General features: G+C 42.7%; 20 protein-coding genes and 1 tRNA gene. 2 read left to right on the top strand and 19 right to left on the bottom strand.

Annotated elements, in window-relative coordinates; genetic code table 11:
* Positions 1 to 81: 81 nt before the first annotated feature.
* Both tsf and rpsB read right to left on the bottom strand, forming a co-directional pair.
* Entirely contained in the window at positions 82 to 1,125 is a 1,044-nt protein-coding gene (tsf, locus tag HMPREF9960_RS02550) for a translation elongation factor Ts (RefSeq protein ID WP_005591546.1), read from the bottom strand.
* Positions 1,126 to 1,206: 81 nt separating this feature from the next.
* Complete coding sequence (gene rpsB, locus HMPREF9960_RS02555) at positions 1,207 to 1,989, bottom strand: 30S ribosomal protein S2 (RefSeq protein WP_005591545.1); 783 nt, start codon at positions 1,987 to 1,989, stop codon at positions 1,207 to 1,209.
* 274 nt (positions 1,990 to 2,263) lie between these two features.
* Here rpsB and HMPREF9960_RS02560 point away from each other — a divergent pair.
* Positions 2,264 to 2,334: transfer RNA gene (locus tag HMPREF9960_RS02560), tRNA-Cys, on the top strand.
* Positions 2,335 to 2,688: 354 nt separating this feature from the next.
* Here the strand turns inward: HMPREF9960_RS02560 and nusG are convergent.
* The 4 genes from nusG to pbp2a all read right to left on the bottom strand — a co-directional run bounded on the left by nusG (position 2,689) and on the right by pbp2a (position 6,145).
* The gene (gene nusG, locus HMPREF9960_RS02565) at positions 2,689 to 3,225 is read right to left on the bottom strand and encodes a transcription termination/antitermination protein NusG (RefSeq protein WP_005591544.1); all 537 of its coding nucleotides are present in this window, start codon (positions 3,223 to 3,225) and stop codon (positions 2,689 to 2,691) included.
* A 295-nt stretch (positions 3,226 to 3,520) separates the two neighbouring features.
* On the bottom strand, positions 3,521 to 3,700 hold the full coding sequence (gene secE / locus HMPREF9960_RS02570; protein WP_005592084.1) for a preprotein translocase subunit SecE: 180 nt from the start codon (positions 3,698 to 3,700) through the stop codon (positions 3,521 to 3,523).
* Between the two features lie 9 nt (positions 3,701 to 3,709).
* Entirely contained in the window at positions 3,710 to 3,862 is a 153-nt protein-coding gene (rpmG, locus tag HMPREF9960_RS09950) for a 50S ribosomal protein L33 (protein WP_015605910.1), read from the bottom strand.
* 60 nt (positions 3,863 to 3,922) lie between these two features.
* On the bottom strand, positions 3,923 to 6,145 hold the full coding sequence (pbp2a, locus tag HMPREF9960_RS02575) for a penicillin-binding protein PBP2A (RefSeq protein WP_005591543.1): 2,223 nt from the start codon (positions 6,143 to 6,145) through the stop codon (positions 3,923 to 3,925).
* 151 nt (positions 6,146 to 6,296) lie between these two features.
* On the opposite strand from pbp2a, the gene HMPREF9960_RS02580 reads away from it, so the two are divergent.
* On the top strand, positions 6,297 to 7,187 hold the full coding sequence (locus tag HMPREF9960_RS02580; RefSeq protein WP_005591542.1) for an RluA family pseudouridine synthase: 891 nt from the start codon (positions 6,297 to 6,299) through the stop codon (positions 7,185 to 7,187).
* Positions 7,188 to 7,510: 323 nt separating this feature from the next.
* Here the strand turns inward: HMPREF9960_RS02580 and HMPREF9960_RS02585 are convergent, their stop codons facing one another.
* The 13 genes from HMPREF9960_RS02585 to HMPREF9960_RS02645 all read right to left on the bottom strand — a co-directional run bounded on the left by HMPREF9960_RS02585 (position 7,511) and on the right by HMPREF9960_RS02645 (position 17,465).
* Complete coding sequence (locus HMPREF9960_RS02585) at positions 7,511 to 8,704, bottom strand: acetate kinase (RefSeq protein ID WP_005591541.1); 1,194 nt, start codon at positions 8,702 to 8,704, stop codon at positions 7,511 to 7,513.
* 35 nt (positions 8,705 to 8,739) lie between these two features.
* Positions 8,740 to 9,705: a class I SAM-dependent methyltransferase gene (locus HMPREF9960_RS02590; protein WP_005591540.1), complete on the bottom strand. Its 966-nt coding sequence runs from the start codon at positions 9,703 to 9,705 to the stop codon at positions 8,740 to 8,742.
* 80 nt (positions 9,706 to 9,785) lie between these two features.
* Positions 9,786 to 10,184: a competence type IV pilus minor pilin ComGG gene (gene comGG, locus HMPREF9960_RS02595; protein WP_005591539.1), complete on the bottom strand. Its 399-nt coding sequence runs from the start codon at positions 10,182 to 10,184 to the stop codon at positions 9,786 to 9,788.
* Positions 10,165 to 10,602 carry a competence type IV pilus minor pilin ComGF gene (comGF, locus tag HMPREF9960_RS02600; protein ID WP_005591538.1) on the bottom strand — a complete coding sequence of 146 codons (438 nt, stop codon included), beginning with the start codon at positions 10,600 to 10,602 and terminating at the stop codon, positions 10,165 to 10,167. Before comGF ends, comGG begins: the two co-directional genes overlap by 20 nt.
* Positions 10,586 to 10,879, bottom strand: coding sequence for a competence type IV pilus minor pilin ComGE (gene comGE / locus HMPREF9960_RS02605; protein WP_174263560.1), 294 nt, complete (start codon positions 10,877 to 10,879; stop codon positions 10,586 to 10,588). Before comGE ends, comGF begins: the two co-directional genes overlap by 17 nt.
* Positions 10,845 to 11,279 carry a competence type IV pilus minor pilin ComGD gene (gene comGD / locus HMPREF9960_RS02610; RefSeq protein WP_037586086.1) on the bottom strand — a complete coding sequence of 145 codons (435 nt, stop codon included), beginning with the start codon at positions 11,277 to 11,279 and terminating at the stop codon, positions 10,845 to 10,847. Before comGD ends, comGE begins: the two co-directional genes overlap by 35 nt.
* Positions 11,239 to 11,556 (bottom strand): competence type IV pilus major pilin ComGC, encoded by a 318-nt coding sequence (gene comGC / locus HMPREF9960_RS02615; protein WP_005591535.1) that lies wholly within the window; start codon positions 11,554 to 11,556, stop codon positions 11,239 to 11,241. The genes comGD and comGC overlap by 41 nt, the downstream gene beginning before the upstream one ends.
* Positions 11,553 to 12,569, bottom strand: a complete 1,017-nt coding sequence (gene comGB, locus HMPREF9960_RS02620; protein ID WP_255209852.1) for a competence type IV pilus assembly protein ComGB — start codon at positions 12,567 to 12,569, stop codon at positions 11,553 to 11,555. The genes comGC and comGB overlap by 4 nt, the downstream gene beginning before the upstream one ends.
* A complete protein-coding gene (comGA, locus tag HMPREF9960_RS02625; protein WP_005591533.1) occupies positions 12,517 to 13,458 on the bottom strand; it encodes a competence type IV pilus ATPase ComGA in 942 nt (313 codons plus the stop codon). The genes comGB and comGA overlap by 53 nt, the downstream gene beginning before the upstream one ends.
* A gap of 85 nt (positions 13,459 to 13,543) precedes the next feature.
* On the bottom strand, positions 13,544 to 13,915 hold the full coding sequence (locus tag HMPREF9960_RS02630) for a DUF1033 family protein (RefSeq protein ID WP_005591532.1): 372 nt from the start codon (positions 13,913 to 13,915) through the stop codon (positions 13,544 to 13,546).
* Positions 13,916 to 14,048: 133 nt separating this feature from the next.
* Positions 14,049 to 15,317 (bottom strand): CapA family protein, encoded by a 1,269-nt coding sequence (locus tag HMPREF9960_RS02635; RefSeq protein ID WP_005591531.1) that lies wholly within the window; start codon positions 15,315 to 15,317, stop codon positions 14,049 to 14,051.
* A gap of 243 nt (positions 15,318 to 15,560) precedes the next feature.
* Positions 15,561 to 15,788, bottom strand: coding sequence for a sigma(X)-activator ComW (gene comW / locus HMPREF9960_RS02640; protein WP_005592089.1), 228 nt, complete (start codon positions 15,786 to 15,788; stop codon positions 15,561 to 15,563).
* 570 nt (positions 15,789 to 16,358) lie between these two features.
* Positions 16,359 to 17,465 carry a glycosyltransferase family 4 protein gene (locus HMPREF9960_RS02645; protein ID WP_005591529.1) on the bottom strand — a complete coding sequence of 369 codons (1,107 nt, stop codon included), beginning with the start codon at positions 17,463 to 17,465 and terminating at the stop codon, positions 16,359 to 16,361.
* Between the last annotated feature and the right edge of the window lie 426 nt (positions 17,466 to 17,891).

Here is a 17,891-nt window from a genome sequence, read left to right on the forward strand (position 1 = left end):
AGAAGAACTATTCAGGCCAGAATAATAAAAAGATTGAAAAGAAATAATTTCTTTTCAATCTTTTTTTGTTATAAACTTAGATTAGTTTTGGCCAAGAGCAGCTGCCATTGTTGCTGCAACTTCTGATTCGAAGTCGTTAGCTGCTTTTTCAATACCTTCACCAACTTCAAAGCGAACAAACTCAACTACTGAAGCATTCACTGATTCAAGGTAAGCTTCAACTGTCTTGCTGTCATCCATGATGTACACTTGTGCAAGAAGTGTGTAAGCTTGGTCAACTTTAGTGTTGTCAAGCAAGAAGCGATCCATTTTACCTGGGATGATTTTGTCCCAGATTTTTTCTGGTTTACCTTCTGCAGCCAACTCAGCTTTGATGTCAGCTTCAGCTTGTGCAATCACTTCGTCCGTCAATTGAGCTTTTGAACCATATTTCAAGTGTGGAAGTGCTGGCTTATCAACCATAGCACGGCTTTCATTGTCTTGATCGATAGCGTGGTTCAATTGTGCCAATTCATCTTTGACAAATTGCTCATCCAATTCCTTGTATGAAAGAACAGTTGGTTTCATCGCAGCGATATGCATAGAAATTTGTTTCGCAAGAGCGTCATCGCCACCATCAATCACTGAGACAACACCGATACGGCCACCATTGTGTTGGTAAGCACCAAAGTGTTGAGCATCAGTCTTTTCAACCAAAGCAAAACGACGGAATGAGATTTTTTCTCCGATAGTTGCAGTTGCAGATACGTATGCAGCTTCAAGAGTTTCACCTGAAGGCATTGTCAATGCAAATGCTTCTTCGTTATTAGCTGGCTTGCCTTCTGCGATAACTTTTGCAGTAGCATTTACCAATTCAACGAATTGAGCGTTTTTCGCAACAAAGTCAGTTTCAGCGTTGACTTCAACGATAGCTGCAACGTTACCATCCACGTAAACGCCTGTCAAACCTTCAGCGGCAACACGGTCAGCCTTCTTAGCTGCTTTTGCCATACCTTTTTCGCGAAGCAATTCAATCGCTTTTTCGATGTCACCATCAGTTTCAACCAATGCTTTCTTAGCGTCCATGACACCAGCACCAGATTTTTCACGCAATTCTTTTACAAGCTTAGCTGTAATTTCTGCCATTTTTCTTCTCCTATGTTTGCTATTTTTAAATAAAGGGGCCGGGCTGAGCCCCGCCCCTTTAGGTTAATTGACTTATGAAAATTATGCGTTGTCGCCTTCTACAACTTCAACGATTTCTTCGATTGAGTCTGCTTGAGTTTCAGTTGCAGCAAATTCTGCTTCAACAGTCGCTACAGCGTCCTCACCTTGACGACCTTCGATAACAGCATCAGCCATTTTCGCAGTGATCAATTTAACGGCACGGATAGCGTCATCGTTAGCAGGGATAATCACATCGATATCGTCTGGATCAGTGTTTGTGTCAACCATCGCAACTACTGGAATACCAAGTTTCTTAGCTTCCTTAACAGCGATTTGCTCTTTATGAGGGTCAACGATGTACATTACATCTGGGATACGTGGCATATCTTCGATACCACCCAAGAATTTTTCAAGACGAGCACGTTGTTTGTTCAAAAGTGCTACTTCTTTCTTAGGAAGAACTTCGAAGATTCCTTCTTCTTCCATACGTTTGATTTCTTTCAAACGAGCAACACGTTTTTGGATAGTTGTCCAGTTTGTAAGAGTTCCACCCAACCAACGGTGGTTGATGTAGTATTGACCAGCACGTTCTGCTTCTTCTTTTACAGCTTCAGCAGCTTGCTTTTTAGTACCAACAAACAAGATAACTGCATCGTTTGCAGCTGCATCACGCATGAAGTCATAAGCTTGATCTGCGTATTTTACAGTTTGTTGAAGGTCGATAACGTGGATACCGTTACGCTCAGTGAAGATGTACTTAGCCATCTTAGGGTTCCAGCGACGAGTTTGGTGACCAAAGTGAACACCAGCCTCAAGAAGTTGTTTCATTGAAATTACTGACATGAGTAAATTCTCCTTTTTGTTTTTTCCTCTCTTAGATTTCAGCTCGCAGAGCTACCAATTGGCAACGGCTCCACAATTCATCTAAAATGAGTATTTCTGCCGTTTAAACGGCATCTACTATCATATCAAATTTTCTAGCTTTTGACAAGTCTTTGGACACTATTTTCTTGCTTTGATTCAACCCATATGCTAGGCATCCTTCAAGAAATTCTCACTTAAGTCGGGTCAAGCTCTTGACGAACAGGCCATTTTAAGGTAGAATAGTAAGAGTTGTGGCGGTATAGCCAAGTGGTAAGGCACGGCTCTGCAAAAGCTTGATCGTCGGTTCAAATCCGTCTACCGCCTTTTTTATCGGTTCAAATCCGACTCTATACTAACCAAGAGGCTGGGACAAAAGTCCTAGCCTCTCAATTGTCTTTGGATTGTCGAGCAAGACGCAGTGGTTGAGTGGGCTATACAACGCTGATTTCATCAGCTTTTATAGCCCTACTCAACTGTGCGGAGGTGGGACGACGAAATCGAATTCTAACGAATTACCGATTTCTGTCCCACTCTCTTTTTGTTTGTCTTTTTTACGTCATTGGTCAAGTTTAATGAATTGCAATGATACCAGAATGACCAGCTTTTATCTAAAATCTCAGCGCTGCTAACAAAAAAGAGCGGAAAATGCTTTCCAGCTCCTTTTAGTGCATTTCAAAATTATAATTCAGCAATTTGGCTGAGGTTGACTTCGGCAACCGTGTCATTTCCAAACATAGAGATAATCATCTTGACCTTATTATTGTCAATTTCCGTGATTTTGCCAGTATAGTTAGCAAAGGCACCGTCAATGATGCGAACTGTATCGCCCACCTTGACATCCAAGTCAAATTCTTGAACCGTTTGTCCCATAGAAATCAGAATGCTGCGGATTTCTTCCTCCAAGAGCGGCGTTGGTTTCGAACGGTTTCCGTGTGAACCTACAAATCCAGTTACGTTTGGTGTATTCCGCACGACAAACCAAGCTTCGTCCGTCATAACCATCTCAACCAATACATAACCTGGGAAGCGGTTTTCTTCGACTTCCTTGCTCTTACCGTTTTTCTCGACTTGCACGGTCTGAGTCGGAATTTCCACGCGCAGGATATTTTCCAGCATATTATAGGTCTGGGCACGTTGCAAGAGATTTTCCTTTACCTTATTTTCATAGCCTGAGTAGGTTTGCAGTACAAACCAGCCTTTATCAAAACTGTCCATGTTTTGTCCTTTCCTAAATAAAAAAGCCTAGGGCTTCTGCTTGATATTCTAGCCTTATTATACCATAAAATCTAAAATTACAAAGCATTTTAATAAATATTTTACAGACAAATGAGAGTGGGACAGAAATCGGTAATTCGTTAGAATTCGATTTCGTCGTCCCACCTCCGCACAGTTGAGTAGGGCTGTAAAAGCTGATGAAATCAGCCTAGTAGAGCCCACTCAACCACTGCGTCTTGCTCGATAATCCAAAGACAATTGAGAGGCTAGGACTTTTGTCCCAGCCTCATCTTTCTTATGAAAACATGTTGATTATGCGGAAGAGACCGCTGGCAACTACCTTATCAAAAATATAGATGACAACAGCAAAGAATGCTGTGTATTCCATTACGGAAAGGAAATCAGTCCATCTTTCTTTACGGGTAGGCCAAGTTGTATCTCGTAGCAAAACGAAAACATCTTTAATGAATTTCACAACTATCTCCTATCTGGTTTCTTTATGCAGCGTATATTTACTGCAGTGTTTACAATATTTATTCACTTCTAGACGCGTAGGTTTTGGAGTGCTACTAAGTTTGATTGAGTAGTTTCGTGACCCACAAACTGTACACGCTAGACTCGCTTTTTTTAATGCCATGACGCCTCCATTCCCCTTATTATAGCAGTTTTCTACTTCTTTGACAAGCCGTTTAGACGATTAATGGAACCAGCCAGTAATGGTATCCCATAGATTTTTGGCTTTCTCAGTAATTCCAGACTCATCAATAGCTTTCTTGGCATCATCTACCAGGTTTTGTGCCCGCTCTTGGACATCTTTCAGGAAGTCTTTATTCTCGCTAGTCGTATTCGTTTGACCAGTTCCGTAGGTATCGACTGGGGAAATCCCATTTTCAGCATAAGCATTTTTCTCACCCGAGAAGGAAGTTCCTTCTGTATAAGGCAAGATGGTGTTGGCGACATTGCGGAAAATAGCCGAAGCTTCATTGGCACTTGTACCAGTCAGATAGTGAGTTTCATCCGTCTTAGGGAAGCCCAGCCATTGGCTGATAACCACATCTGGTGTGTAGCCGATGACCCACTGGTCTCCTGACAGATCAGGGTTGAAGTCAGTCTCTGTTGTTCCTGTCTTTCCAGCCATTGTATAGCCATACGGAGCTGCATAGACTCCCGTCCCGTTTGAGAAAGTTCCCAGCATCATACTGGTCATCTTTTCTGTGGTTGAGCGATTGAGAACGCGGGTAGAAGTCTGCCGGTGGGTTTTGACAACCTGACCACTAGCATTTTCTATCTTGGTGATAAGATGGGCATCATTCATAACTCCATCATTCGCAAAGACTGAGTAGGCTTGAGCCATCTGAAGTGGATTGGTCGTCACGCCGCTTCCCAGAGCTACACCCAGATTCTGTTCTACCTTATCCATATTAAGACCAAACTTTTTGCCGTACTCAAAGGCCTTGCTCACGCCTAATTCATCCACTGTTGAAACCGCGGGAATATTGAGGGATTCAGCCAAGGCTTGATACATTGGAACCGTCGGTGAACTTTGGATATTGCCATAGTTATTAACCTTATAGTCACCAAAAACTGTCCGACTATTATCTAGCTCCTTATCCGTTGACCAGCCGGCTGCTATAGCTGGGCTGTAGGCCACCAAAGGCTTGATGGTTGAGCCTGGACTACGAGCAGACTGAGTCGCGTAGTTGAAAGTCCGAAAAGCAGAGCCATCAGCACTGTTGACACGGCCAACCAAAGCCCGAACACCACCCGTCTTAGGATCTAGCGCTACGCTTCCTGACTCGGCCCGCGTCCCGTCTTCAGCCTGCGGGAAGAGATCGACATTGCTATAAATAACCTGCATGCTAGCTTGGTAATTTTGGTCCAATTCGGTGTAAATCCGATAGCCGTTGTTGACGATTTCTTCTTCCGTCAGACCGTAATCATTGACCGCTTCATTGATAACCGCATCAAAATAAGATGGGTAGCGATAGTCTTCTGATTTGCCTTCGTAGGCATCGACTAGCTGGCCTCCAATACCAACCGTCGCAGCCTGATCCGCCGTTGCCTGATCAATGTAACCTGCCGCCACCATATTTTGAAGAACGGTGTCACGACGGTTGGTCGCATTCTCAATCGAATACAGGGGATTATATAGTTCTGGTCCTTTGAGCATACCAGCTAGAACCGCTGATTGATCCAAGCTGAGCTGGCTGGCAGATACACCAAAGTATTTCTTGCTGGCATCTTCCACTCCCCAAACGCCATTTCCAAAATAAGAGTTATTGAGGTACATGGTCAGGATTTCCTGCTTGCTGTATTTTTTGTTAATCTCTAAAGCTAGGAAAAATTCCTTGGCCTTGCGCTCAATGGTCTGATCTTGAGAAAGATAGGCATTTTTGGCCAACTGCTGCGTGATAGTCGAGCCACCACCCGAACGCCCCGCAGTCAAAATGGCTAGAAAGAAGCGACTGTAGTTAATCCCGCCATTCTTATAAAAAGAACGGTCTTCTGTCGCAATCACAGCGTTCTGCAAGTCCTGACTAATCGCGTCTAATTCGACATAGGTCCCCTTTTGCCCAGACAAGCTGCCCGCTTCGTTTCCATCCTTATCATAGATCAAAGTCGTAGCTTTCAGAGCATTCTGCAAGTCTTTGACATTGGTCGTCTTAGCTACATAAAAAAGATAGCCACCGACCACCAAACCAAAGGTCAAGCCAAGAATCAAGAATATCTTGGTCAGATGGAACCTGCGCCAAAAGCGGCGGAAGGGATGTTGAGACAGGGGCTTCTTCCGATTCTTACCAGACCGGCTATAGCTAGGTTCAGGCGTCTCGCCTTCCAACTCCTCAGCAACTTTTTTCTGAGGATGATCCGTTTTAAACAGATTGACTAATTTTTCAAATATATCATTTAATTTCTTCATAAAACATATTTTATCACCTTATCCATGCAGACACAAGGCACGACTCCGCTACTTGCTACTCCTTTTAGCTTTCTTTAAGGAAATAGCAGATCTGCTTTCCTCTTTCTAACGAAGCATTTCCAAATGGGCTAGTTTTTGCTACAATGAAAACATGAAATTTACTATTACCATCCCCGCAAGCCTGCCTCCGATGACTGTCAAAGAACTGCTAGAAGAGCAGCTGCTCATCCCACGAAAGATTCGTCACTTTCTCCGAACCAAGAAACACATTTTGGTTAACGGTGAGTCCATCCATTGGCAAACTTTAGTCAAGCCTGGTGACAGCATTCAACTAACTTTTGACAAAGAGGATTATCCAGAAAAAGAACTCCCCGCTGGCCATCCTCATCTGGTCGAGGAGCTCTATCAAGACGAGCATCTCATTATCGTCAACAAGCCAAACGGCATGAAAAGTCACGGTAATGAACCGACAGAAGTCGCTCTACTCAACCATGTGTCAAGCTATGTCGGACAGACCTGCTATGTCGTCCACCGGCTGGACAAAGAAACCAGTGGCGCCATCCTGTTTGCCAAAAATCCCTTTGTCCTCCCCATTCTCAACCGCCTCTTGGAAAACAAAGAAATCTCTCGTGAATATTGGGCCCTTGCTCAAGGAAAATTTCACAGCAAAACTATCGTCTATAAAGATAAAATCGGACGCGACCGCCATGACCGAAGGAAACGACTCGTTGATCCGAAAAAAGGGCTCTATGCCGAAACTCATGTGACCCGACTCAAGGACTTTGGCAACACGACTCTAGTCAAATGCCAATTGAAAACAGGACGGACTCACCAAATTCGTGTCCATCTCGCCCATCACGGCCATCCTATCGTCGGTGACCCCCTCTACCATCCTCAACCCCAAGGCCGCCTCATGCTCCATGCCCATCGTCTGACCTTGACTCATCCGTTCACCCTAGAAACCATCAGCGTGGAAGCACCGTCAGAGAGTTTTGAAGCAGAAATCAAACGGCACAAAAGCAAATCTAAAAAAGATAGCTAACCAGATAACCGATTCCCCAAGACTTATACTCCACATCGACAACTAGCCACAATTCTTTCAAAAAACAGATTTTCCCCAAAAAGACGATTCCCTACCGGACATCGTCTTTTTCTTCTCCTCTATCTAGCAACTTAGCATGCCAGATACAAACAAGCATCTATCCGTTCTTTATAGATCATCTACCTTGTGTCAAATTGATATTCAGTCAATGCGTAATTATTAGCGCTGAATGGAACAAGCTCCACCTAGCTTTGAATCATCCTATCTGACCAAAGAATGATCACAAAGTCACAAGAAAAAGCTCAGCTAGGCCGAGCTTTTGATTATTGATTTTTAAAGCGTTCTACATCACGCGCAATGACCAACTCTTCATCTGTCGGGATAACCAGAACTCTGACTTTAGCAGCTTCTGTTGAAATATCTCCTGTAGCACCAAAGAAATTCTTCTCTGGATCGACATCGCAGCCAAACCAAGAAATTCCTTCGATAACCATGCGACGGATGGTCACAGAGTTTTCACCAATACCAGCTGTAAAGATAATGGCATCTGCTCCATTTAAAACAGCTAAATACTGACCAATGTATTTTTGAATGCGATCCACAAAAATTTCATTTGCCAATTGTGCCTTTTCATCACCTGCACGCATAGCTTCATGAATATCACGCATATCGCTTGATTTCTCTGAAACACCCAACAGTCCAGATTCACGGTTCAGAATTCGGCTGATATCTTCTGGCGTGTTAAAATCATCTGTATGCTGCATCAAGTATGGAATAATCGCTGGATCGATGTCACCTGTACGTGTTCCCATCATAACTCCACCAAGAGGAGTAAAGCCCATAGAAGTATCCACTGAGCGCCCCTTATCAACTGCTGTGATAGAAGCACCGTTTCCGATGTGGCAAGTGATGAGTTTCAATTCTTCAATCGGTTTACCCAAAAGTTTCGCAGCTTCGTGGGCTACATACTCATGGCTAGTTCCATGTGCTCCGTATTTACGGACCTTATTTTCAGTGTAGTACTTAGTTGGCAATGGATAGCGATAAGCCTTTTCTGGCATAGTTGTGTGGAAAGATGTATCAAAAACAGCCACACTGGTAATGTCTGGAAGAATTTCCTTGAAAGCACGGATACCGTCAGCATTGGCAGGATTGTGCAAAGGAGCTAGCAGAGACAACTCTTCAATCTTTTTCAACACATCGTCAGTCACAAGAGCTGATTCTTTGAAATACTCACCTCCAGCTACGACACGGTGCCCAACACCTGTGATTTCATCGTAAGATTGAATAATTTCAAACCGTTTCAAATCATCCAATAAAATTTTCACAGCTTGTGTATGATCAGCAATATCTAAGGTTTGGCGTTCAGAACGACCATCAAATTTAACCGTAGAGATTGAGTCCTTGAGACCAATCCGCTCAATCAAACCTTTAGCCAGCACCTTTTCTTCTGGCATTGAATAAAGTTGCCATTTTACACTCGAACTTCCAGCATTAATAGAAATAGTTTTTGACATCTCGTCACCTCTTTAAGCGTTTTCAAACTATTATATCAAAAATTTGTTTGAATTTCACTAACTTTGACCCAGTTTTGAAAACTTTCACGAAACTTCAAGATTTCATCCTGACTTTGCAAGTCCTGCAAAGGGTAGATAAACGGCTGGATGTCTGATTCGCCTTGTTTTCTCAGGACAAATATCGTCTTAGCATTCTGCCGGCTCGCGAAAATCTTTTCTGGCAGGGAAATCATTGCCAAGAGCTGAGCGCTAGACAGTAGCCATTTTTTCAGCAGATGACTTTGTGGGCTCGTCAGCAGATTATTTGGGGCGAGAAAGATAGCATAGCCCCCCGGTTTTAAATATTTTAACGATTGTTCCATCAAGAGATGATGGGCATAAGTATGCTCGTCTGGACTGGCAACCTCATAACGAGCCGCCACGGCATCATCTGGGTAATAGCCCACTGGCAAATCACTGACAATCAAGTCGCTTTCTTTCAGAACCTGAGGCCGCACCGCATCTCCTTGAGCAAAGTGTGCCTTAGAATTCATGACTTCGGCAATGCTGGCAGACAAATCAATCAGCAAGTCGTCAATCTCTAGGCCCAAATAATCCATATTCTTTTGCGTGTGGTTGAGCAGAGTCTCCGCCAAATTGCCTGTTCCACTGCCAATCTCTAGCAAATCGACTCTCTCGTCTTGGGCCAACTGGTCAATCAAAAAACTCAGTAAGAAGCCGACCGAATCCGGTGTGAACTGATGATTGGCTTGTAGCGGCTCTGTCTGAGAAGCCTTCATAAAAATAAACTGATAAGCCCGACGCCACTCTTCCTTGGTCAAGTGCAAGGCACGAAGTTTCTCGTTATTTTTCAGAATTTCTTGTAAGTCTGTATCTCCATCCAGATAAATCCCATTTTGCTCAATCAGGGCATCATAAAAATTAGTCCCCAGCACATTTTGGATATTTTGCACATTTTCTAAAAGCAGGTGAAAAGCTCGTTCTATTTTTTCAAATTTCATGGCATCCTCCGTTGTCTTATGATACCAAAAAGAAGCCCTCTTTCCAAGGGCTATCGGATTACAAATCTTTTACATTTATATTAGTCGCTTCTCTTGTCGGTTGAAGGAGAGGGCGCTTTACTTTTTTTAGTATCTTTGGAGTCTTTAGCTTCCTTGTCCTTCTTCTCTAGCTCCTTTTTGCTCTCAAAATAGAAAGAATAACTCTTCTGATTGGCGAGTTGGCTGCTGACTTCCAGCATATTTCCCTGCCTGCGATAATGGGTGCTCCCTTGGTCAAAGGCTAATTGCCCGTTCTCCTCTGTGGCAGTCTCCTTGGTCAAAACAGCCAAGGCATAGGCTTCTGCCCGCTCCCTATTGGCTTGAAAGAGACGCTGATTGGCTACCTGCCGGTTCAGATAAAATTGCAAGAGCAAGCTAAAGACCGCTGCCATAAAGAGGGCATAAAGCAAGATGCCTGCCTTAACTTTTATCTTGGACACGATAGATGTACTCTCTTTCTAAATTATTTTCAAACCGGAAGCGAAAGCGAACAAGGTCCCCCTCCTGACTGACCGGAGCAGCTTTAAGTCCATAGATCATGGGCTGATAGCCGCGTCCCGAAGCATCCGTCTTTCGGAAATCATCACTCCTAGATTTGCCCAAAGCTATATGTTTGCCATCCTGTTTGACGTAGATTTTGTCGTTTTCGACTCGGTCAAATTGACTGCGCGATAGCTCTGTCTCTAACTGATCGACAAATAAGAGCCATTCCTGCTGCTTATTTTCCTGTTGATGTCGCAGTTCAAAAGCCAGAAGCTTAGTCATCGACTGAAAGACTAACATACCACCGCTCAAGACCAACAGGGCGACTAGAGTCTCCAAAAGTGTAAAAGCTTTGATTTTAACGTTTTTTAACACTGAGCACCTTCTCCTCTTGGTGATAGACAGTTAATTGCTGGTCTGTTTTAACCTGGCGGACTGTAATGCCGTTGGCTGTCAGATTTTCCTGTCCCGTCTGCATGGCCATCCGAGCAACCCGTAGGACTTCCTCCTCCTTCAATAAGCGAGTCTGTTCCTGCCGCGACTGACTAATCTGGCCAAGCAGGAGGCTGGCAATAGCCGCAAAAACCGCCATTGCCACCAAGGCCTCCAGCAAAATGCTAGCCTTCATTCGTCGTCTTTTTAAACTTTCCATTGCCCATATAAAGCTGGTAAACAACCTTTTTATCCTCCGTTTGAAAAACAATCTTACTGAGCGAAGAATTCCCGCCAGCCTGGTCAAACTGAATGGTCTGGGGAGCATGTTCCTGCAAAGTCTTGGGAAATTCTACTTGCTGATAGCCGTTGGAGATGTTGCGCTCCGAAATGGTCAATTTTATCTTTTCATGTCCAGCCACACTTAGCTTTTGGCTCTCCTGATAAAGATGCTCAAATTCCATGAAAAACAGCTGCTCCTGTACTTGATTGAAACCAGCCTGAACAGAGCCAGATAGACCTAATAAAATGAAACTGACCACAAATAAAGCCAGGAGACTTTCTAACAGCGTAAAAGCCTTAATCCGCAACTGTACGAGCTTCACTGCTGTTTTTTCCATAGTAGGCCTTATAGGATGCTACCTGCTTATCGGTAATCCGACCATCAGCAACCAATTTCCCTAGAGTGGCTTTTTCATTAACATTCTTCAATTCATAAAGCTCAGCCTGACTTTCTACGACCTTGACTACGGCCGCATTGCCCGTATCTGAAACAGCATCCTTCTGCTTAGTCAAATTCGGGACAAACAAGAGCATCAAGACGCTAATGATTAAAAGAACGACTAACATTTCCACCAGAGTGAAGGCTTTAACCTTCAAAGTTTTTAATTTTTTCATAATTGAATCTCCATATTCTGATAAATTGGCAGCAACATGGCTGCATAAAGTAAAACGATAACAAGGGCGACAAAGACAAAGACGAGAGGCTGAATCAAATTCATGGCACGATTGATTCTCAGGAAAAACTCTTCCCAAGTCTTTTCGGCATACAATTCCAATTCGTCACCCAACTTGGACTTGACCTCACCATATTCGATGATCAAGGCCAGCTCTTTCTTAAAAAAGGGGTAGGTGCCGACCTTCTCGGCATAGCCCTGACCTGCGCCTAGAGCCGTCTCCAAGTCTCGTCCCAGCTCCTGAAAGAGCTGAGAAGGCTGGTCCTGCATGATAAGAAAGATCTGGCTCAATTCCAATCCTTGCCCAATCATATTGCCCCATTCACGCGCATAGTAGGCTGTCAGGTAGGCCCGCACTAAGGCGCCAACAAAAGGAAACTTGGCCAAACGGCTGAAAAATCTCATCTTAGAGCTCTTGCGATAATAGAACCAACCTCCGCCAATCAGTAAGCAAATCACCAGAACGCCTCCCAAAAAGATTTGCGGTAGATAATGAATAAACTGAGTAGCCATATTTTGACTGTCCAACTGAGGCAGGAGATAATTACGCAAGCCCAGCATGATCAGTACTAGAAACCCAAGCAGCATCAGGGGATAAGTCCCCACCTCAATCAATTTCTTACGGACCTTGGATAGATTTTCCAGATAATCTTCGATTTTACCCAAACTAAGATTTAGATTTCCGTGCAACTCAGACAAAGATAGCTGGGTGACCACATTATCTGAAAAACCTAAACGCTTCATAATCTGGGAAAATGACTGGCCAGCAGCCAAACCCGAACGCATTTCCGCGACATAGGCCTCCTCTAAAAGGGCACTCCGCCGTAGGAAATCGACAATCTCCGCAAGATGGAAACCGCTGGTAAATAGATTGCGGAACAGCTCGATAATCTTCTTTTGCTTAGGCGTAGATAATTTTTTCCGCCTGCCTTTGATCATCTGTGATATGTCCATCTGCAAAAAGCTGGTCAATCTGCTGGTTCCAGAGACTGGCTTCATGCTTTTGATAGTCTTGGTTGACAAAGTCGATCACACCTCCTCCCCCGATTAAACGCTGGTAACAAACGCCCTGTAGTACCATACGCAGCTCGTCTTCACTGACACCCAGCTCTAGCAGGCGCTCATACACTCCGCGAATGCTCTTAGCATGGATGGTTGAAAAGACCGTGGCTCCTGTCAAACTAGCCCTTACCACCGCACGAGCCGTTTCTTGGTCTCGGATTTCCCCGATAATCAAGAGATCTGGCCGATGGCGCAGAGACAGCTTGATGAGGCTGTCATAGGTCATCCCGATAGTTTCATTCAGCTGAAGCTGGAGCATGTTTTCCTGCTTGATTTCCACAGGGTCTTCGATAGACATGACCTGTTGTTGCCCAAATCTCATCTGAGCCAGCTGGTGCATCAGCGTCGTCTTTCCACTGCCAACTGGCCCTGAAAAGAGATAAAGGCCGCGAGAATTGACTTTTTTACGAAGATCAGGCAGATTGCCAAACCAGAAACGCAGCTCACGCTCCTCATCGTGTAAGAGCCGAATCACAAGACTCTCATAGCCACGGTAATCCCCGACGGTCGACAGACGAAGCGAGACCGTTACATCCCCACAATCATAATCGCAGGAACCTAGCTGACTACGCCTCTTCTCCCCGACATTCATCCCCGAGACAAACTTAAAATGGCTGATGACTGACGATAATAAATCAAAATCATAGGTCTTAATGAAGCGCCGCTCATCACCCACCCGCATATAAAGCTCATAGCAGGTGCTCTTGGGAATCAGATAGACATCTTGAGCTGCTTCCTGCCTGGCCAATTGAATCATTTCCTTTGCAATTTTTTGAACCATAAGTCCTCCTCACCTTACTATTCGCACAAAATGAGAAAAAATAAAAAAAGAATGAAGAAATTTTCTCCATTCTTTGACTTTTATCCTACCTAGCCCGCACTTTAATTTTGCAAATACGGTGTTTTTCAGTAGCATTTTGCTTGCGGTAACCTGGACGATACTTGCTCTTGGGGATCTTACTTTCATTTTCTAACAAAAGCAGGGAGTGGTATTGCTGAATATCTTCATTGCACTCCTCACACCAACGTTGATCGGACGGATCCCAGAAAATCGTCATAAGATCACTGCGGCTTTTATAAAGTGGCGATGCTTCAGACATCTCTAACCAGCGGTTCTTGTAGTATTTGAGGGCGGTATAATAATCATCGAAATACCTTTTTTCAATGATATCGTCCTCCCAACCGTCTAAAAACCACCAGGGCTCATAATCGCCATACATTTCTATTACGCTGTACATACCTGTCCCCTTTTGTATCCTATATTATATATAAAATTCTTTGATAATGAAACTATTTTGCTTGTAGGCTCTATAATAGTTCGTTTTTCATCAAAGAAAGCAAAGAAACAAAAGGGAGTGTCGCTTTTTGTGCTTATTTCCAATTCAGATGCACATGCTCTTTCATTTCCTTATAGGCCGTATCAATCCGATCTTTGGTCGCCTGATCCAGCTGATTGCGATATTTTCCACCCTCGATGAAATCTTCCAAGATCAGAGTTTGATAAGTGTAAAGCGGGTAACCCTCTGGTGAGTAAGTTCCCTTTTCCACACGGCTAACCCAGCTTGGATGTGCCTGAGCTTTTTTGATAATGGTCCCCTTGTCCGTCTTTTCAATGGTAACATCCATCAAGACACCACGCTCGGTCCACTCAGCCGTATCCACACCAGCCATAGTTTCAATCCGCTGATTAGAGATAAAATTTCCCATGGAATAGATAATCAGCTTCTTCTGACCATCTTTTTCAAGGATTTCTGAAGGCTGCACCACGTGCGGATGCCCACCAAAAATGATGTCCGCTCCCCAGTCCACCATCTTATGATAAAGCTCAACCTGCTCCTCATTTGGCTCCAGCTGGTATTCGATCCCCGTCTGTGGCATGACTACCGTGATGTCCGCTTCTTTCTCCGCCTGCTCAATCTCCGCTTTCATCTTCTCCTCATCAAAGGTTGATAGGTGATGATCAATCTCCTTATGACTGAGATTGGACTCCAGGCCATTAAAACCATAGGAATAAGCCAGAATAGCAATCTTGATGCCTTTTACCTCTTTGATCAGAATGGGCGATTTATCCCTGTTTTTGTGAGTATAGACACCAACTGGGCTAATTCCTTGATTTTCAAAGGCTTTGGCAGTCGTAAAGACTCCCTCAAGCCCTGAGTCTAGGATGTGATTATGGGCCAGATCCACTACTTGGTAGCCGGCATCTTTAATAGCGGGCACAACAGCCTCCGGAGCATTGAAAAGCGGATAGCCTCCCAAAGGATAGTCCGAGCGAATGGTTCCTTCAAAATCCCCCAAGACCAAGTCACCTTGATGAAGCCAGTCCTTGACATAGGTGAAATTTTCCGAAAAATCATAGCTACCATCAGCCTTCTGAGCGCTCATATAAAGCCCATCATGGTACAAAAGATCGCCATTAGCCATGATGCGCACCGTTTTCGAGTCGGTCTTCTTTCCTGATAGCGAGGAGGATTTGGGAGTATCTTTAGCAACATTCCTACCGCTTCCCTTAGGCATCCCCATGATGCTTTGGAAGAATAAAATAGCAGTCGCTGATATAAATACCGCTCCCAGCAGGGCAAGGATAAAGGCACGGTTGCTTAATGCTACTTGTCGCTTAGTTCCAGATCTTTTCTCCATTTTGCCAACCTCCGTATTACTTATATTTTATCATAAATTATCCTCCCAAGGGAATAAAAAAAGAGTCTGGGACAAAAGTCCTAGCCTCTCAATTGTCTTTGGATTGTCGAGCAAGACGCAGTGGTTGAGTGGGCTCTACTACGCTGATTTCATCAGCTTTTACAGCCCCACTCAACTGTGCGGAGGTGGGACGACGAAATCGAATTCTAAGCAATTACCGATTTCTGTCCCACTCTCTAAATATCAGGCCGAGCTCAGCATCAAGGACTGCAAATACCAGCGATAAGCTGCCCGATAGTGATAGGCATTAAAAAACTTCATCTCCCCGATACCATAGCGCATCAGGTAGTAAATCAGATAGCGCAGATGCAGGCTTTCCCACTCCGTGCTAGCCTTTTGACAATGAGCATACTCAGCCTCAAGCTCTCCATAGTAATCTCTGAATTGATTATAAATTTCTTGAATTTCCATCATAACTCCAATCTTTTTGCTTTAACACTAGTTTATCGTAAAAAGAAGAGGATTAGGGGCAAGAATCGTATCTTGTCTCGTTTAAGAGCCAAAAGGTAGGGTAAGCCACTAGAAAATGACATTTCAGGGAATATTTTTGACATTTGGGGGTTGGGGGACAGTCTACTTTTTACTTTATCTTCTACATCAAGACAATTAAGATAGAACTTTAAATTTGTAAAAATGACTCCATACTTATTTTTCAAGTTCATCTGCCATAACCTGCAATGCTCGCTCAATAAGCAACTTAGATCAAAATAATTTTCATTATGTATCTTATAATAGGAACGGCCCTTAACTAGAACTGAGTAGAGTATAACTGAATCAAACAGATCAAGTTATCTATTAAGAGCAATACAATGGCTGTATCAATAGAGCCTAAACATGGCAAGAAAATTAAGTTTAAGCCAACACTGACAATCAAATTCCTATAATTTTTGTAGTGAGTAAATCTATCGTAAGAATTTTGAATCCTTAAATCCAAATACTAATCTAACTCGCTAAATAATTAAAAATATACATCGAAAAGGATTACATCTGGTTTAAATCCTGTTTCATTATAGAAATCATTCTTTTTGCAACTGTATCCCACGAATACTCTACTTTATAATACTCTTGTTTACTCTGAACATTTCTAAAGAATTTTTCATTTGTTATTAGACTATACATTTTCTCGGCTAAAACCTGTGGATTTTCTTCTTCAGCAGATAGCAGTAGGCCTGTCTCATTATTTTGAATTAAGTTTGGCATTTCCATTAAATTTCGACCAATACATGGCAAACCATAGCAGAGTGCTTCAACAAATACAATCCCAAATGCTTCAAATCGAGAAGGTAAAACAAATACATCGCAAAGATTATAATAATATTGTACTTTATTAGCTGGTAGATTACCTAAAAAATAAACATTCGGATTATCAAAATCCATTGGAGCATCCGAGGGCCCTATAATATACAACTCAGCTTCAGGCATGAGATTATTCTGCAGATATACAAAGGCATTATAAACCAAATCCCCACCCTTACGCAAAAAATCCTTGCCAATAAATAAAAATTTATTGCGCTCCTTATGGCAATTCTCAATCAATAAATTATCCATATTGGTTCCAGCGCCTACATAATGAACTTTTTCAATTGGAAGCCCTTGTTGAGTTATCAAATAATCTGAGAACCATTTACTCATAGTAAATACTCCGGTCACTTGATTATAAAATATTTCTTGTTTTCTTAAGCGGCTATCTAAAATATCAACTGGGACATTCTGAAAGCCACTATATTGGAATGATTGACTATTGTTTTCAGAAACCTCTCTTAAATAAAAAAGATTCAGATCCTGATAAATATAGATAGGATTTTTAGGAAACGATAATGGAAACTCATCAAAAGTGAGACAAACATCATTTGGTGATAAATGAACTTGATTTTCAGCATATTTTATATACGTCATGTTCATATCAGATCTTCTAAGACCTAAGCGAACAAGAGCCTTGTGTACGTTCATTCTAAATGTATAGAAAACATTCTGTTCCTCAACACTCTCGTACTTCCCCAAATATTTCTTAATATTAGTTATCGTCCCGGACCAATCCCAGATCAATTGTTCTTTGTTATGAATAATTCTTGGAATTACAATCTTCAAACTTATCCCCTTATATTTATATTAGCAGGTAGCTTCCGCCAATATAAACCCTTTCTTAACTATTTTATAGATTTGTTTTATACTTAGTTCAGCGCTGTGGATTAGTAAGTGTCACCAATCACTTAGACGATTTCAAGGAGGCTCTAACCCTCAGCTCTTCACTTAATTGGTAATGAGAATGATAACGCTTGGACGTTTTATCTCGTTTAAGGATACAAGACAAAGAGTGCGTGGAACAAACAACAGTCGCTAACCATTTTGAAAAGAATCAAAAATCTATGCTCTATGTTGGTATAGACATTGACAAAAATAAATAAGATTTAGCCTGTAACAATGAAAATGGAGAAATGATAATAGCTAACTTCAAATTTGCCAATTCTTACCATGGCTTTTATCAGCTTAAGCTAAGACTAGAACAGCTATCTC

This window comes from Streptococcus cristatus ATCC 51100 (genome assembly GCF_000222765.1).
GTDB classification, from domain to species: domain Bacteria; phylum Bacillota; class Bacilli; order Lactobacillales; family Streptococcaceae; genus Streptococcus; species Streptococcus cristatus.

Bases quoted from the DNA above. Each gene is read 5' to 3' on its own strand.
- HMPREF9960_RS02635 (WP_005591531.1), bottom strand. From the start codon at position 15,317: ATGGAGAAAAGATCTGGAACTAAGCGACAAGTAGCATTAAGCAACCGT.
- HMPREF9960_RS02585 (WP_005591541.1), bottom strand. From the start codon at position 8,704: ATGTCAAAAACTATTTCTATTAATGCTGGAAGTTCGAGTGTAAAATGG.
- comGA (WP_005591533.1), bottom strand. From the start codon at position 13,458: ATGGTTCAAAAAATTGCAAAGGAAATGATTCAATTGGCCAGGCAGGAA.
- nusG (WP_005591544.1), bottom strand. From the start codon at position 3,225: ATGGACAGTTTTGATAAAGGCTGGTTTGTACTGCAAACCTACTCAGGC.
- rpmG (WP_015605910.1), bottom strand. From the start codon at position 3,862: ATGGCATTAAAAAAAGCGAGTCTAGCGTGTACAGTTTGTGGGTCACGA.
- rpsB (WP_005591545.1), bottom strand. From the start codon at position 1,989: ATGTCAGTAATTTCAATGAAACAACTTCTTGAGGCTGGTGTTCACTTT.
- HMPREF9960_RS02590 (WP_005591540.1), bottom strand. From the start codon at position 9,705: ATGAAATTTGAAAAAATAGAACGAGCTTTTCACCTGCTTTTAGAAAAT.
- comGB (WP_255209852.1), bottom strand. From the start codon at position 12,569: ATGGACATATCACAGATGATCAAAGGCAGGCGGAAAAAATTATCTACG.
- comW (WP_005592089.1), bottom strand. From the start codon at position 15,788: ATGGAAATTCAAGAAATTTATAATCAATTCAGAGATTACTATGGAGAG.
- tsf (WP_005591546.1), bottom strand. From the start codon at position 1,125: ATGGCAGAAATTACAGCTAAGCTTGTAAAAGAATTGCGTGAAAAATCT.
- HMPREF9960_RS02630 (WP_005591532.1), bottom strand. From the start codon at position 13,915: ATGTACAGCGTAATAGAAATGTATGGCGATTATGAGCCCTGGTGGTTT.
- pbp2a (WP_005591543.1), bottom strand. From the start codon at position 6,145: ATGAAGAAATTAAATGATATATTTGAAAAATTAGTCAATCTGTTTAAA.
- HMPREF9960_RS02580 (WP_005591542.1), top strand. From the start codon at position 6,297: ATGAAATTTACTATTACCATCCCCGCAAGCCTGCCTCCGATGACTGTC.
- comGC (WP_005591535.1), bottom strand. From the start codon at position 11,556: ATGAAAAAATTAAAAACTTTGAAGGTTAAAGCCTTCACTCTGGTGGAA.
- comGE (WP_174263560.1), bottom strand. From the start codon at position 10,879: ATGGAAAGTTTAAAAAGACGACGAATGAAGGCTAGCATTTTGCTGGAG.
- comGD (WP_037586086.1), bottom strand. From the start codon at position 11,279: ATGGAAAAAACAGCAGTGAAGCTCGTACAGTTGCGGATTAAGGCTTTT.